The organism is Acinetobacter halotolerans, assembly GCF_004208515.1.
Classification (GTDB): Bacteria; Pseudomonadota; Gammaproteobacteria; order Pseudomonadales; family Moraxellaceae; genus Acinetobacter; species Acinetobacter halotolerans.
Genome location: NZ_SGIM01000004.1, coordinates 147,735 through 164,110, shown reverse-complemented (window position 1 = coordinate 164,110; position 16,376 = coordinate 147,735). Strand labels below are relative to the sequence as shown.

The following is a 16,376-nucleotide window of genomic DNA, read 5'->3' as shown; positions in this document are numbered from 1 at the left end:
AGCATATTAGGATTTAGATGCAAAATAACAGAATATCTTGCATCTAAATCATTACATAATTTTTAAGATTGGTTGATTTCCCTCAAGCTCTGCAATGGTGGAATATCACATAAATAGCTGAGACGATAACGACCAATCAAAGTACAAATCAACATCATCGTTAACGGTAAAATCAACCAGATTTCAGGATGCCATTGCACGGCCATTTGCATCTTGTGACTGGCAATTGCACTGATCACCTCAGCAAAAAGACATGCGACGATACCCGCCAATAATCCAATAAAACCGATTTCCAAACTCAGCATTCGTTTTAATTTATTTTTGGCGATACCAAAAGAACGTAATAATGCCACCTCTTTACGGCGCTCATCCATCAACACATTCAAACAGGCGATCAGCACCAAGATACCTGATAACCCAACCAGCATCGCCAGTACAGTCACGATCTGAACCAACACATTCATTAAACGCTTCACTTCATCCAAAATCCGCCCAACATCAATAAATACCGTATTGGAGAATTGTTGAATCAGTTGCACCATTTTTGCTTGTTCAGCAGGCGGTACATAAAAGCTTCCTAAGTAGCTGCCTGCATTTTCATCCATCGTTTCTGGAGAAAAAATAAAGAAGAAGTTTGGACTAAAGCTTTCCCATTCCACTGCACGTAAATTAATCACCGTCGCTTGTAACGTTCCCTCTGGCAGACTAAAACTGAGTTGATCACCGATATGAATATCAAGCTCATTAGCTAACTTTTCTTCCACTGAAACTTGAGCAACTTGACTAAATTCTTTCGCCCCCTTTGTAATGACATTGTCAGTCGGAAAATGTGCTGATTGAGTCAAGTTTAGCTCACGGCGTAACGAGTTATTTTGCTGAATCAATTCAGGTGCAAATGCTTCACCATTCTTCGCAATTAAACGCCCACGAATATTGGGATAAAGCGGCGTTGATTGCCATTGATTTTGTTCAAGTTGTTGTTTGAGTTGTGGCATATCAAAAGGAGGTAACCCATAGACAAATTGATTGGGGGTCCCTTCTGGTAGCTGTTGCTGCCAACGTTCAAGTAGATCGGTTCTTAAAACACTCAGTACCGTAATCAAACTCAAACCTAAAGCCAAAGCCGTAATCTGTAATGCAGTTTGATGCGGGATACGAACATAAGCTGATAATGGGTGTTTGAGTTGTTTAATTGCTTTCAGTAATAACCAAATCACAGCATAGAGCACGGCACAAAGGGCTAAAATCGCGCTTAACACCAACAAACTTAACTGAATATTATCACTCAATACCAAACTAAAAATCACCAGACTGGCAACCCCAACAGCAAACATCGCAATATGAGATTTTCGCGAGCGCACTTGTTGGCGTATGACTCGAATGGGTGGTGTATTCAGTAACTCCCAAATACTCGGCAAGATAAAACCAATCAGCACCATCACACTGGTAAAAATCGCAATCGGCAATGCCATGAGTAAATCACTCATTGCAAAGCTGAGTTGTAATTGGGGAATCAGCTGTAGCATCAATTGCAATAGCCCATAGCCCAAAGCGATCCCCATCAAACTACCAATCACGATCGACAACGCACTGACGATACCAAGCAATAGCATATACCCAACTAGAATTTGCCTTTTACTTGCGCCCAAACAGCGCATCAAAGCAATGTGATCTTGGTTTTGTTGTACATAACGTTGACTGGTCAGAGCAATTGCAATACCACAAAGTAGAATCGTCAATAAATTGGCGAGCTGTAGAAAAGTATCCAGATTTTCAATTGGTTTCATTAACCGAGTATTAGATTGGCTGGCATCTCGTAGCTTTAATGATGTTTGTTCAGTATTTTCAATCTGTTGATCAACTGCCTGATCTAAAGGCTGCTCATGACCAGTGTCTTGTTTAAATATCTGTTGAAAGGCATTCACTTGTTCAGGCAAACCTGCCATTAACAACCGATATTCAATACGGCTGCCAATTTGCACGGCATTGGTTTTTGCAATATCTGCACGATGAATAATCACCGTGGGCGAAAAACCTGAAAAACCAAGTTCTTGATTTGAATCATGCTCAATCACGCCTGTAACCGTAAATTCACCATCCGCAATGGCAATCTGATCACCTAACTTGGCATGCAATAAATCCATTGCTCTTGGACTTAACCAGACTTGCCCAGGTTGAATGGATTTAGCTTGAGGTGAAATCTCTAGTTTCCCACGTAAGGGGAAGCTGTCATCTACAGCTTTGACATTGACCATCACAAACTGATCTTGGGTATGTGCCATTGATCCAAATATGGTCACAAAGGCCTGTTGCAAGTTCAGTTTTTCGGCGTGTTGCAGCCAGTTAGACTGAATCGGTTCTTGATCTGATAGAACTAGATCTGCACCGAGCATTTCCGCTGCTTGCAAGGTCACGGCATTTTGGACTTGAGTATTGCTAAATTTTAAAGCTGTGGTTGCGCTAATCGCGAGGGAGAGCGCAATAATCAATAAATACAATCCACCTGTACGAAAACTTTGTAGCAGTAAGGGTTTTACAATCGAATTCATACCCTTTCCTCGGCGCTCTCATCTTCAGCTTTGATGATTTCTTGAATTTGACCATCCACAAGTCTGACATGACGTTGACATAATGCAGCTAAATTTTGATCATGCGTCACCAGCACTAAAGTTGTGCCAAGTTCTTTATTTAAATCAAATAAAAGTTGCTCAATCTCTTCTGCCGTTTGCCCATCCAAATTTCCTGTCGGTTCATCTGCGAAAATAATTTTGGGTTCAGCAATCAATGCACGGGCGATGGCCACGCGTTGTTGTTCACCACCAGACAAAACTTTGGGCGTTTGTTGTGCCTGACGAATCAAGCCCACACGCTCTAACCAAGCTAATGCTTTTTGTTCTGCATGTTTAAAATTAAAATCTGGTTGTAAACGTAATGGCAGCATGACATTTTCTAAAGCACTGAGCTGAGGTAGAAGCTGAAAAGACTGAAAAACAAAACCAATATTTTCTAATCGAACCTGTGCACGTTGCTCTTCAGTTAAAGCATGTACCGCTTGTTCACAGACCCATAACTCTCCCAAACTTGGTCTATCCAAGGTGGCTAAAATCCCCAAGAGCGTGGATTTTCCTGAACCTGACCGACCTGTAATCGCAATTTGCTCTCCCTCAAAAATATCTAAATCAATCTCTTTTAAAATGGTTAGAGTTTGCTGATTAATTTGAATATTTTGTGTAACTTTTCGGGCAGAAATAATCGGTTGTGGCATGATGTTAGGTATCCTGTAGAACAAATTTTTAACGGTTATGCAAACACCTAAAGTGATCTTATCTATGTCTAAACTGCTTGCCACACTACTGATATGTTTATTACCAACACTGGTTTCGGCAAAGACGATTTTGATATTGGGTGATAGCCTGAGTGCAGGTTATGGTATTGATGCCAAACAAGGTTGGGTTCACCTATTACAACAACGTTTAGACCAACAGTATCCGAAACAGCACAAGGTGGTCAATGCAAGTGTCAGTGGAGAAACCACCAGTGGCGCGCTGGCAAGATTACCGAAACTATTGCAGACCTATAAACCTGAAATTGTGGTCATTGAGCTGGGGGGAAATGATGGATTACGTGGGCAACCACCACAAATGATTCAAAAAAATTTAGCTCAGTTGGTACAACTCAGTCAGAAACAAAAGGCCAATGTTTTACTGTTTGGTATGAAAATACCACCAAATTATGGAACGGCATATAGCACCGCTTTTGAAAATAATTATAAAGTTGTAAGCCAGCAATATCGCATTAAGTTACTGCCCTTCTTTTTAGAAGGTGTCGCAGGTAATAAAAGTTTAATGCAAAATGATCAGGTTCACCCAAATGCCAAAGCACAATCGATTATGCTTAACTTGGCTTATCCGTATATTCGAGGGGCGCTGTAAAACGTTGTGCCCTAAGTTTGATTAATCTATTTTTTTAATAAAATAAACAACTCTTTCAGTTTCTTGAAAACCCAATGCACGATGCATTTCATGACTGATGACATTGTCCAATGCTGCATCAGATGCAAACTCAGTACAAGAAAATTGTTTTGCCCACGCCTCAACCTGACGAACAAGTAAAGTTGCTATACCTAAGCGACGATATTCTGGAAGTACATAAATGCCTTCTAGAAATGCTACGGGAGAAGTCTCTGTCCCGTTTACATATTCATACCGAATAGATGCTTCTAGCATCGCAACCGCGTGATCATCAGAATAGGCTAATAATTGTAATGCATGCTTTTCAGCCAATAACTGATGCATCTCTTGCAAATGTGATTCTTCAAGATCATTCCAAAGCTTTATTCTTAGTTTTAACCAATCTTTGAGTGAAGCTTCTGATGCTGGTTTAATATTCATAACATCACCACCACTGCTTTGATGAACAGCGTGAAAAACAACCTAAATAGAAAAGTGGCTAACTTGAAAGTTAGCCATTTATATTATTTTAAAAATCAAAGAACGTCACTTCACCCGTTTCAAGCGAATACTCTGCCCCAACAACGATCATCTTGCCTTTCTCAATTAAACTTTCCAACACACTTGAACCATGACGTAACTGATTCACCGATGCGAAAACATTAGAACGAACTGCATGGGCAGATAACTTTTTCAAATCATCTTTTAATTCAGTTTGCATCAAAATTTCTACCGAAGGACGTACACGATTCACAATTGACATCAGATTTGATGATGGCGGTTGATCTGGATTCTTTAGCGTATCAATTGTTGCTTGGATCGCACCACAATGACTATGCCCTAAAACAACAACCACTGCACAATCATATCGTTCAGCGGCAAACTCGACGCTGCCCACTTGCGACGGTGCAACAATATTGCCTGCTACACGTATTACAAATAAATCACCTAAGCCCTGATCAAACACCATTTCAGCAGGCACGCGCGAATCTGAACAACCTAAAATAATCGCAAAAGGATTTTGTTCACTAGCCATCTCGGCGCGCTCTTGGTGCGTGAGCAATTTCTGTTGGGTTGCTTCCCCTTTCACAAAACGAGCATTACCAGCTTTTAAACGTTCTAGAGTTTCTTTGGCAGTGAGCATGCGTACAATCCATCTATGATTAACATGAGAAAAGAGTTTAATCTGCGTAAGGTTGAAAGTCACTGACCAAAATAGAAACTCATCGAACAAAGGACACGCCTTTGATCATAAAAATGACCGATAAATGATGATTTCATTGGCAAGAATTTCCATACATCTGTAGATTATGCAAATGACTCCCCGAGTAACATCCTCAATAATCAATTGATTTAAGAATAGATCAAGGACTGAGCAAAGATGAATATCCTATTTTCGGTGCCATTGCGTAAGACATTCACTGCCGCCTTACTGGCTTGCAGCCTATCAGCAGTTGCAATAAGCACAACTCAAGCTGCTGAAATTGAGATGAGTTTTCAAAATTTATTACAACAAGAACGAGCATGGGCTGGCCTGCAAAGCAAAACATTAAAAGTAGGCGATATCACATGGTCTTATAGCGAAGGCGGTCAAGCAGGGAAACCAATCATCGTTTTAATTCATGGTTTAGCAGGCAGTCGAGACAACTGGAATCGAGTTGCACAGGCGTTGACCGCAAATTATCATGTCATTATTCCAGACCTACCTGCCAGTGGTGAAACCCAAGTTCCGAAAGAATTTGATTATTCAGTTCCGAATGTCACCGAAAAATTACGCCGTTTTATTGAAGCAGCGAACCTCACAGGTCCAGCACATATCGCTGGTCATTCATTGGGTGGTTCTGTCGCTATGCTCTACGCAGGCCAATATTCATTTGAGACCAAGAGCTTATTCTTAGTCAATGCAGCTGGTGTGTATCGGACAGCAACAACACCTTATTTAAAAGATCCAAATCAAATTAGAAATATGGTGGTGAGTAAAAAAGGTGATTTTAACTTCCTCATGCAACAAGCCATGTATGCTCCGCCTTTTATTCCAAAAGAAATTGCGCAAGCCCAAGAGCAAATGATGATTGGGCAAGTCGAGCAAACCAAGAAAATGATTGAACAGGTAATTGCGCTGAATAAATTGTATACGCCTGATTCATTTGCTTTGTTAACCAGAGCGATCGATGCACCCACCCTAATTCTGTGGGGAAAACAAGATAAGATCATCAATGTAGAAGTTGCATCTGAACTCAAATCACTATTGAAAAATGCCCAACCTCCTGTGATTTTGGATAAAGTCGGTCACATGCCGATGTTAGAAGCAGATCAATTGGTGGTGCAGCAATATTTGCCTTTCTTGAACAAGATTCAAACAGCGAAACCTGCAACTGCCCCGTCGCCATAAATTTAAATAAGTGATTTGAAATTTTATGTCTAAACATCCAATGATAGAACAACTGATCGATGCGCAACTTGATTTCCTTGATCAGGAGTTTGCACAAACAGAAACGATTCAGCATGAGTTTAAACAGTTCTATCATTGTTTACGTTTACAACAACTCCAGCATATTTGGTCCTTTCCGCAGATTTTTGAACTGCTTGAAAAACAAATTTTAGCAACTCCTGCAAGCTCATTTTTAGTTGAGCAAATTACTGAGCACATCCGTTTCGCGCTCATCCATCCGCTCAATGATCAAACAACCATCGAAGAAGTTATTCCTGTATTAACCATCGATTCGATTGCACAATACGTTGCTAGTAAAAGTGGTCATCGCCAACGTCTGATTCGAACCATAGTCAATAATCCTGCTTTTTCTGCACTGATTACGCAACTGATTCAACACTCGATTCAAGACTATTTAGATAATTCAGTGATGTCTAAACGTGTTCCAGGTGTCGGGCATTTTATGAAAATGGGCAAATCGGTTTTGGAAACAGTGACGGACTCTAATCTCAATGAAACCATTGGTCACTATTTGCAGAAAAATATTTTAAAAATCAGCCAAATGAGCGAGCGCGTTTTAAATCAACATTTTAACGATGATAAGCTCTATCATTTTCAAGCCAATCTTTGGCATAAAATTAAAGTCATGCCTTTATCGGTATTGCGGAATTATGTCGAAGTACAGGATTTACCTAAAACGGTCGGCATGGGACATGATATTTGGGAGCATATTCGTCAAACAGATTATTTAAAACAACAAGTTCATGATGGTGTTTATGCATGGTATGCACGCAACCAAGAACGGACTTTTGATCTGTTATTACGTGATCTAAATATTGACGAAAATTTAATTGAAAATGAATTAAGCAACTTATTAGCGCCTATCTTAGGACACGTCATTCAAACGGGTTATTTGAGACAACGTGCTCGTGCATATTTGGAAAAGTTTTATTATTCAGAACATGTGACTGAAATATTCAAAAAACAAGGCGCTTAATGCGCCTTGTTTGCGCCATATCGAACTTAGAAGCTATACGTCACGCCAAGATTGTAACGGCGACCATCGAGTACATAATTATAAGTCTCTGTATCAATCTCTTTATCAAACAGATTGTAAACACCCGCCGCAAAGGCGATATTTCGTGTTGGTTTATAGTTCAATCCCACATCAACCATCGTATAAGCAGGTTTACCCTTTGCCATCTCGGTACGGCTTAAATAATCAGAGGTTTTGCTGCGGTAGTTGACTCGCCCCCAACTTGAGAACTGATCATTGATCTCCCAATCTGCGGTGGTATTAAACATATGTTTTGGCATTTCATTTAGCGGTTTGCCTTTATTTATCCCGCTTTTTTGTTCTGTATCGGTAAAGGTATAATTGGCACGTAAGTTCACATTTGGCAAAACTTTCCAACCAAAAGTCATTTCAGCACCACGCATATTGGCTTTATCCACATTTTCACGCAGACTGACAAAATCGAACTTCTCGCCCAACCAATCACAGCCACGTGACCCAGCATCTCCCTGACACGTTCTTACTTCAGTAATTTTATCTTTAAATTCGCTGTTAAAAATTGTTAAACCTGCATTTAGATTATCGAGATTGTCCCAGTTAAATGAAACTTCATAGTTCACACTTTTCTCAGGTTTTAAATCAGGATTTCCGACAATAACGCCATTACTTTGGCCTCCACCTGTAGCTTGTCCCCATTCTGCAACAGTTGCACGTAGTGCTGGTGTTTTATAACCCGTCGACACACCACCTTTAATCACCCAATTATCATTCAAGCCCCAAACCCCATAAACCTTTGGACTCCAATGATCACCAAACTTTTCGTCTTTATCCAAACGAATTGAACTGGTTAAAGTAAAGTCATCAACAATATTCCACGCATTTTCAGCAAATAATGCCCAGCTATAACGATCAAGATGTGAAATAGGTTTTGCACCACCCACACTCAATTGGTTACCTTGATCATCTAATTCTTCTTTTAAATACATGCCGCCAAAACTAAGGCTATGACGATCAAAATTTACCTTATTGATTGTATTAAATGTGGTGTTGGTCGCTTCCATATTGCGTGATGGATTATCATTTTCTTCACGCTGAATATAGGAATTTGTTTCTACAGCACCAATTTGACCGCGATGCGTTAAGCTATATTCTGTACGGTAATAATTAGTGAATGAATCTGTAGGATACTCACCGCGCTTATTTGGTTTGTTTTCAATCGTTTTGCCCACGGTTGCATTACGCGCTTGAATAGAGCGTTGATATTCCAAATCAATGGTGTGATCATCATTCGGTGTTAAGCTAAATACCGCACCGCCTGCGCGCATTTTTTGTTTCTTATAACCACCATAGATATCATCTTCATCACGTTGGGAAAATAAACCATTGGCTTTAAATGATAAAAGATTGGCAATCAACGGCCCTGAAATATATGCATTTGACTGATATAAGTTACCTGAGTTTGAGTTCTCTTGTAGTGTGGTATCAAGTTTGATTGATCCCGTCCATTCCGTGGCATTTTTTTTGGTAATGATGTTAATTACCCCCCCCATTGCATCTGAACCATACAATCCAGACATTGGACCACGAATCACTTCAATGCGTTCGATTGCACCAATATTCGGTAACCAACCTTGTTCAATCCCTGAGTTATCGCTATTTGGTCGAACTGAACGGGTATTTATTTTTTTCCCATCGACCATGATCACCGTATAAGCACTGCCCATACCACGAATACTAATATCGCTTGAGCTACCACCGCCAGTTACAACAACGCCTGGTACATCTTTTAGTGCATCTGTCACATCACGATATGCTTTCTTATTGATTTCTTCTTGTGTGAGAACGGAAATTGACGCGGCTGCCTTTTTAATGTCCTGCTCGAACCCGCTCGCAGTGACGACAATTGTGTCTAATTGCATCGCATCTTTCTTTGTTTGAGTTTCTGCTGCATATGCAAACGTCAACATACTACTTAAAACAGAGACTGCGAGTACCGACTGACGAGCTATTTTCTTGGACATATTCCCACCTAATTAAGATAAAACTTAAGTCTTGTTTAAAAATTCATGAAGAGTCTAACAAAAATCAAATAAAACTCAATACAAATGATAATTATTATTATTTATTAATTCATATTCTATAGTTATATGTGCAAGTTAAATAAAGAAAAAATAGTTTATTTCCACTGAAAATAAAAAAAAGCCCTTAAAAGGGCTTTCTTAATATACAGTAATTTTCAAGTTTTTATTATTTAAAATAAGCACCTTCTGCTTGCGTATGGTCGGTCTGATCCACCACACGTTTTAATTCAGGGATATGCTGTTGTAAAGTGGTTTCAACGCCCTGTTTCAAGGTCACATCAATCGCTGAACAACCTTGACAGCCACCACCAAATTTCAAGACAGCTGTAAGGCCGTGTTCAGGATCATCTTTAACCTCAACCAAACTACAATTACCGCCATGCCCTTCCAATCCTGGGTTAATTTCAGATTGTAAGATGTAGGTAATACGTTCTTCAATAGATGCATCAGGCCCCACACGCGGAACTTTTGAGTTCGGTGCGCGGAAAGTCAATTGACCACCAAAACGATCTTTGTTGTAGTCAATCACCGCATCGACTAAATACGGAATTGATGGCGCATCTACATAAGCAGGAAAATCTGGATAATCCTGTTTGTAATCGGTTGGTGCAACTTCATCTGGTGCGCTGTAAGCCATACAGCACTCAGCACGTGGCGTACCCGGATGCTCTACAAAAACACGAACGCCAATTCCTGGAGTATTTTGCTTTTCTAATAAATCGCTCAAATACTCTTGTGCAGAGGGAGTAATTAAAAGGTTTGGAATTTGTTCTGCTGCGGCAGTGTTGGTGTTCTCAGTCGACATAACATTAATCCTCAAGCTGATGTCGTTATATTAACCGAAGATGGAGGGTAATTAAAAAAAATCAACCATTTTTGTAGGAATTCTATGCAAGATCATTGTTAATTCGCTTTTTAATGGCATTATTGCCTAGACACTGATCAAATTCGAAACGTTTATGTTACATCTACCCTTTAATCATACTGTGACGCTGATTATTATCACAGTGGCAATTTCTTTACTGGCATTTTCCAACTCACGTGTGATGAACCGTTTGATCTTTTGGCCTCCGGCAATGCAACGCGGACAATATGATCGTTTTATCTCTCATGGCTTCATTCATGCAGATGGCACACATTTACTTTTCAACATGATCACGCTGTTTTTCTTTGGCAATATCATTGAAAGTTTTTACCGTCAGTTTTTCTATGACATGGGCTTTGTGCTGTTTTATTTAGGTGGATTAATTTTTGCGATTCTACCAAGCTACTTAAAACATCGACATGATACGCACTGGGCAAGTCTTGGCGCATCTGGTGCTGTTTCTGCGGTTTTATTCGCCTATATTTTATTCCAGCCTTGGAACCTGATTTTTGTGTTCTTTATTCCTGTTCCAGCCATTATCTTTGCCATTTTATATGTGGCTTATAGCGTCTGGTCAGGCAAACGAGGTAATAGTAATATCAACCATAGCGCCCACTTATGGGGAGCAGCCTACGGGATTGTGGTGACGATTATCTTAGAACCAAGAGTGGTTCCTCATTTCCTCAACCAGCTGACCAAATTACCCTTTTAAAAACATAAAAAACAAGCCTCAAACTGAGGCTTGTTTTTTTAAATATACGCATCAAATCTGATCTAACAGCTTAATCACCATTAATCTAATCGATTTTAATCATTTCAACGTCAACCCGCTTTAACCAAATCATATGGCTGTATAAAAACGCAACTCGTAAAAATCAAATGGATTTAACATTTACGTACAAAATACACAGCATATGCAACTATGCAATTTCTGCTGGGAAGGCGATGACTTGATCAATTTTAACTTGATTCATCGCCACCATCAGTAAGCGGTCTATTCCCAAAGCAATCCCTGAGCATTCAGGCATTTTTGGCAGTGCGGCTAATAAATGCTGATCTGTAGGAATTACAGGCAAACCTTGTTCAGCACGTTGCATATTATCTGCTTCAAAACGTGAAGCCAACACATCCGCATCCAACAATTCATCATAGGCATTTGCCAGCTCTAAGCCCTCTATATAGACCTCAAAACGTGCAGCAACCAGTTCACCATCTTGATCAGTTTTGACTTTTGCCAATGATGCCATTTCAGGTGGAAAATCCGTTAAAAATACAGGTGCATCAAAACCTAAGCTTGGCTCTACAAAATGCGAAAATAATAAATCCATATAGCCAAGACGATCATCGCCCAAATCAAGATTCAGTCCGACTCTATTGGCGGTATCTTTCAATTGCTTTAACGTGGCTTGTAATGGATTGATCTCTAAACGATCCTGAAATGCATGTTTATAACTGAGAATAATAGGACGTATTTCCCCAAAACGATGTGCCAAACAGTTTTCTAACAGGTCGGCTGTTTCATGCATTAAACCTTTTAAATCCAATGCAGGACGATACCATTCCAACATGGTAAATTCGCTATTGTGCTTACGTCCATGTTCATCATCACGAAAAACTTTACAGATTTGATAGATCGGACCACTACCACTCGCCAACAAACGTTTCATAGGAAATTCAGGAGAAGTTTGTAAGTATTGGGTGCTTGATTTTCCATGAATATGCCGCTGCACCTGAACCGATGCCAAATGTACATCAGTCACCCCCGCTTGGGACAAAATCGGGGTTTCGACTTCCATGACATCACGCTCAGCAAAGAACTGGCGAATCTTCTGATACATTGCGGCACGCGCTTTTAGTGCTTCAATGGAACAGGTCGGTTGATAAGTTTTCATATTTTGACTCATGCTTTTGGACCTCCGTGTGCGGCCCACTCGCGGCGCAATGGATAGTTTTTACGGAGTAAATCAAATGCTGACTGCTGTACCTTTCCATCTTGGACACACGCTCTGATTTGCGCATCATCTTCAGCAATATTATAAATTTGTGTGAGGTGCTGTTTGAGTGCCTCTTTTAAATCCTGATGATCAAAGTATTGCTCAACGCTCGGTAACTGACTTTCAAATCGCTTCGATGCGGTGTAGCCGAATTTCTGGCAAAAAGCATCATAAATCATCTGTGTGCCTCTCGCCTTACCTTCCAGACTATAACCCGCAATATGTGGTGTCGCCAAAGCCAATAGATCCAATAAATCTTGAGGAATCTCGGGTTCAAATTCAAATACATCCAGTACCACTTGACGTTTGGTTTTCTCAATATCTGTCATGAGTGCGGACTGATTAATTACGGGACCACGTGCACTGTTGATTAAGATTGCTGATGCTTTCATCGCAGAAAAGGCAGCGTCATCAAATAAATGCTGGGTTGGATATTCACCTGTCTTTGTTAAAGGCACATGAAGTGAAATCGCATCTGCACGTTTCAAAAGTTCATTGAAAGAGACATTTTCAATACCATCAAGTTGCACATACGGATCGTAGCCGATCACTCGCCAACCCAGCAGTTGTGCCATCACTGCAAGTCTACTCCCGACGTTGCCTAAGCCCACAATCGCTAAAGTAAATTGATTGTCTTTTTCTAATAATTCGATGTTTAAATGTAATAAAGCAGTAATCACATATTCAGCAACTGCTTGGGCATTACAGCCTGCGGCATTACTCCAAGCAATATTGTGATGTTCTAAAGCGTGGATATCGAGATGATCTGTTCCAATGGTTGCACTACCAACAAATTGAATCTTAGTTTGATCAATCAAAGCCTGATCGACTTTAGTAACCGATCGTACCAATAGTGCATCTGCATCTTGTACATCCTGATGCGTCAATGTACGCCCTGCTTTATGCTGTATTTCTGCAAATTCCGCAAAGAAATAATCGGTAAATGCCAAATTTTCATCTGCGATAATTTTCATGCAGTGCGTCCCATAAATTAATCTGCACGTATTATCCTTAGCGCCAAGCAAATTGACAAATCAAATCTCGATTTTCTCATCAAAATGCTGAGCATTACTTCGTGATGATATTCAGATATAAAATCATAAATTTCAGACATAAAAAATCCCTGCAAATGCAGGGATTTTTTGATCTAGACGAAGATGTAATTACATCATGCCTAACGTGGCAATAACGTTCTATTACCTTGTATTACTTAATTTTTATTATATCAGACATATTAATTTTTTAATCTAACCTATTCACACCTAGCATTACATGACATTACTAAATTTTGTGAGTAAGATTGTGAGTAACTTCATCTACAAACACCCTTACTCACACATCATGTTAAACGATCTTAAAATCAAACAATTAAAGCCTAAAGAAAAAATTTACAGAGTTGCAGATCATTCAGGATTATGTGTAGAAGTTCGACCATCTGGTGGTAAATTTTGGCGTTACCGCTATCGATTCCTTACTAAAGCAAAAATGCTTACCATTGGTCAATACCCAGAAACTACTTTAGCTGAAGCTCGTTTAAAGACTTTGGAATATCGAAAGCAACTGGCTAATGGTACAGATCCATCGAGCTATCTTCAACATGAGCGACTTGAAGCACTCAAAGCGAGTAATGGAACTTTCTTTTTAGTTACTGCTGAATATTTGGAGTCTAAAAAAGGACAACATTCTGAAGAGTGGTTCCAACGCCGAAACAGTTACTTTAATAGAGATGTCTTTCCTATTATCGGTAGCAAGCCAATCCATGAAATTGATTCAATCGATATAAAGAATGTGCTTGATAGCACTACAGCTAGAATTAGGAAAACTGGTAAAGGTACTGGTGAGAATAGAGGCATCTTTGTTCGTCAAATGATTGGTGAGGTAATGCGTTACGCTATCATCACGAAACGAATTTCACTCGACCCAACATATGCATTACGGGGATATTTAAAACAGCCTGACGTGATACATGCGCGGCCTCTTACGGAAGTCGAAAAACGCGAGTTATCTAGTAAGCTAAATCAATATGGCGGTCTAACTAGCACGCGAAACGCTATTAAAGCCGCAGCTTATACATGGTTGCGAAGTATTGAGATTAGACGGGCATTAAAAGAATATATAAATTTTGATGATAAGACTTGGATTATTCCTGCAGTTTCTAGAGCTGATATTTTGGCCGGTAAGCGCAATATGAAGAAGAATAGAATACATATTGTTCCTTTATCAGACCAAATGTTTAACTTACTAAAAGAGCAGTTTTCGCTATATCCCAAAAGTGAATATATTTTCCCTGGAGAGGATGGCGACATGATGGGAAAAACAACTTTAAATAGTGCATTACAAAATATGAAGTTTGATTTTACGATGCATTCTTTACGTGCTACTGCTTCAACCGTTGCCAATGAAAATGGATTTAATCAAGATTGGGTTGAGCTTCAACTGGCTCATGCTTCAGATAACAAAACGAGAGCCTCATACAATCATGCTCAACATCTAAGTGATCGTAGAGAAATGATGCAGTGGTGGGCTGATCATGTTGATAGTTGGGGCGGTTAGTTTCCGACCAAATGCACATCTTATGGCGACACCGAATGTCGCCCTCTTGTTTATCCACAGTTTTTTAAATTTGAATTCATAACAGCACAACTCTAACATAAAACTTGAATTTGTAACTTTTTCAAGATTGGTATGAGAGAGAGAATCTTTGCATTAGTTGACGTGAACAACTGCTACGTTTCTTGTGAGCGTGTATTTAATCCTAAGCTAAACGACCGCCCTGTCATTGTTCTAAGTAATAACGATGGGTGTGCTGTTGCTCGTTCGCAAGAAGCCAAAGACCTCGGGATTAAAATGGGAGTACCTCTATTCCAAATTAAAGATATTGTTGAACAGAACAACGTTGTTGTGATGTCGAGTAACTATGCTCTATATGCTGAAATGAGTCGTCGCTTTCATAATATTCTTGCGGGTTTTGTTGCAAACAAAGAAGTTGAACAGTATTCGATTGATGAATGTTTTTTAGACCTCACTTCTTTTGAAAATTACAGAGACTTAGCCGCATACGGCCATGAGATGAAAAATGTATTGTGGCAATGGCTGGGCTTACCAGTATGTGTTGGAATTGGTCGCAGCAAAACAGAAGCAAAAATTGCAAACCACATTGCCAAGAAGAATAAGCAATCTAATGGTGTTTGTGATCTAGTGCGAATGGATCCATGCAATAAAGAAGACTATCTATCGAGAATAGATGTAAGTGAAGTGTGGGGTGTTGGCAGGAAGCATACTAAGAAGCTACAAAGCATGGGTATTAATACAGTATTTGATTTAGCTTGCAGTAACCCAATTCAGATGCAGAAGCTATTTAGCATCGTAATGGCTAGAACTGTAAATGAATTACAAGGCATTTCATGCATTGAGATTGAGCATACTCCACCGAGTAAGAAGCAAATCATTTCAAGCCGATCTTTTGGCCAACGAGTGACAAATATTCAAGACTTAAAAGAAGCAATCGCGATGCATGCTCAAGATGCTTGTAAGCGCTTAAGAGCCGATGAATCTTTATGTGGATGCATCCTAGTTTTCGCCCAATCCAATCCATTTGATAAGAATATGCCCTACTACAACCAGTCAGTTTCGTTCGCATTCCCACAGCCCACTGATTGCGTCACAGACCTCGTGAAAGCTGCATCGATCATGATTACCCACGTTTATAAACAAGACATCTTATTCAAGAAATGTGGCGTTGTGCTGACGTGTTTGGAGCCAAAAGCATCGCATATCTATGACTTACTAACTGACATGAGTAAAGTAGAAGAAAAAGAAAACTTGATGAAAGCTTTCGAAGGGATTCAGGAAAAATTTGGAAAAAGGAAAATAGGTATTGGACCAAGTTTCCTTCCTAACCGTGGCTGGTCAATGAGCCGAGACAAATTAAGTAGAAACCCATTTACATGGTCTGGACTATTGAGAGTTAATTAATGCTGATAACACTGCAAACAAACACTAATGCTAACGTTTGTTTTGATTGAGTGTGCTGTGCAGCT

The 16,376-nt window shown here is 39.7% G+C and carries 14 protein-coding genes; 6 read left to right on the top strand and 8 right to left on the bottom strand.

From position 1 onward, the window contains the following. Positions 1-62 precede the first annotated feature (62 nt). Positions 63-2,549 carry an ABC transporter permease gene (locus EXE30_RS06985; RefSeq protein ID WP_130161781.1) on the bottom strand — a complete coding sequence of 829 codons (2,487 nt, stop codon included), beginning with the start codon at positions 2,547-2,549 and terminating at the stop codon, positions 63-65. After that, entirely contained in the window at positions 2,546-3,265 is a 720-nt protein-coding gene (locus tag EXE30_RS06980) for an ABC transporter ATP-binding protein (RefSeq protein WP_130161780.1), read from the bottom strand. Before EXE30_RS06980 ends, EXE30_RS06985 begins: the two co-directional genes overlap by 4 nt. A 37-nt stretch (positions 3,266-3,302) precedes the next feature. Here EXE30_RS06980 and EXE30_RS06975 point away from each other — a divergent pair, with 37 nt between their 5' ends. Next, positions 3,303-3,932 (top strand): arylesterase, encoded by a 630-nt coding sequence (locus EXE30_RS06975; RefSeq protein ID WP_130161779.1) that lies wholly within the window; start codon positions 3,303-3,305, stop codon positions 3,930-3,932. Between the two features lie 21 nt (positions 3,933-3,953). On the opposite strand, the gene aac(6')-I is transcribed toward EXE30_RS06975, so the two are convergent. Together aac(6')-I and EXE30_RS06965 are read right to left on the bottom strand one after the other, a co-directional pair. Continuing rightward, positions 3,954-4,391 carry an AAC(6')-Ighjkrstuvwx family aminoglycoside N-acetyltransferase gene (aac(6')-I, locus tag EXE30_RS06970; protein ID WP_130161778.1) on the bottom strand — a complete coding sequence of 146 codons (438 nt, stop codon included), beginning with the start codon at positions 4,389-4,391 and terminating at the stop codon, positions 3,954-3,956. 88 nt (positions 4,392-4,479) lie between these two features. Continuing rightward, positions 4,480-5,094 carry a carbonic anhydrase gene (locus EXE30_RS06965; protein ID WP_130161777.1) on the bottom strand — a complete coding sequence of 205 codons (615 nt, stop codon included), beginning with the start codon at positions 5,092-5,094 and terminating at the stop codon, positions 4,480-4,482. Positions 5,095-5,331: 237 nt separating this feature from the next. Between EXE30_RS06965 and EXE30_RS06960 the strand changes: the two genes are divergently transcribed. Both EXE30_RS06960 and EXE30_RS06955 read left to right on the top strand, forming a co-directional pair. Next, positions 5,332-6,342, top strand: a complete 1,011-nt coding sequence (locus EXE30_RS06960) for an alpha/beta fold hydrolase (RefSeq protein ID WP_130161776.1) — start codon at positions 5,332-5,334, stop codon at positions 6,340-6,342. A gap of 25 nt (positions 6,343-6,367) precedes the next feature. Continuing rightward, on the top strand, positions 6,368-7,378 hold the full coding sequence (locus tag EXE30_RS06955; RefSeq protein ID WP_130161775.1) for a hypothetical protein: 1,011 nt from the start codon (positions 6,368-6,370) through the stop codon (positions 7,376-7,378). Positions 7,379-7,404: 26 nt separating this feature from the next. Here the strand turns inward: EXE30_RS06955 and EXE30_RS06950 are convergent, their stop codons facing one another. Both EXE30_RS06950 and nfuA read right to left on the bottom strand, forming a co-directional pair. After that, positions 7,405-9,417: a ligand-gated channel protein gene (locus EXE30_RS06950; RefSeq protein ID WP_130161774.1), complete on the bottom strand. Its 2,013-nt coding sequence runs from the start codon at positions 9,415-9,417 to the stop codon at positions 7,405-7,407. 226 nt (positions 9,418-9,643) lie between these two features. Further along, positions 9,644-10,282, bottom strand: coding sequence for a Fe-S biogenesis protein NfuA (gene nfuA / locus EXE30_RS06945; RefSeq protein WP_004670351.1), 639 nt, complete (start codon positions 10,280-10,282; stop codon positions 9,644-9,646). Between the two features lie 154 nt (positions 10,283-10,436). Between nfuA and EXE30_RS06940 the strand changes: the two genes are divergently transcribed. Continuing rightward, on the top strand, positions 10,437-11,054 hold the full coding sequence (locus EXE30_RS06940) for a rhomboid family intramembrane serine protease (protein ID WP_130161773.1): 618 nt from the start codon (positions 10,437-10,439) through the stop codon (positions 11,052-11,054). 208 nt (positions 11,055-11,262) lie between these two features. Here the strand turns inward: EXE30_RS06940 and epmA are convergent, their stop codons facing one another. Together epmA and EXE30_RS06930 are read right to left on the bottom strand one after the other, a co-directional pair. Continuing rightward, entirely contained in the window at positions 11,263-12,246 is a 984-nt protein-coding gene (gene epmA / locus EXE30_RS06935; RefSeq protein ID WP_130161772.1) for an EF-P lysine aminoacylase EpmA, read from the bottom strand. After that, on the bottom strand, positions 12,243-13,310 hold the full coding sequence (locus EXE30_RS06930; RefSeq protein ID WP_130161771.1) for a 4-phosphoerythronate dehydrogenase: 1,068 nt from the start codon (positions 13,308-13,310) through the stop codon (positions 12,243-12,245). Before EXE30_RS06930 ends, epmA begins: the two co-directional genes overlap by 4 nt. Positions 13,311-13,677: 367 nt before the next feature. Between EXE30_RS06930 and EXE30_RS06925 the strand changes: the two genes are divergently transcribed. Together EXE30_RS06925 and EXE30_RS06920 are read left to right on the top strand one after the other, a co-directional pair. Then, positions 13,678-14,889 (top strand): tyrosine-type recombinase/integrase, encoded by a 1,212-nt coding sequence (locus EXE30_RS06925; protein WP_130161833.1) that lies wholly within the window; start codon positions 13,678-13,680, stop codon positions 14,887-14,889. Positions 14,890-15,021: 132 nt separating this feature from the next. Continuing rightward, positions 15,022-16,311, top strand: a complete 1,290-nt coding sequence (locus EXE30_RS06920; protein WP_130161770.1) for a Y-family DNA polymerase — start codon at positions 15,022-15,024, stop codon at positions 16,309-16,311. Positions 16,312-16,376: the final 65 nt, after the last annotated feature.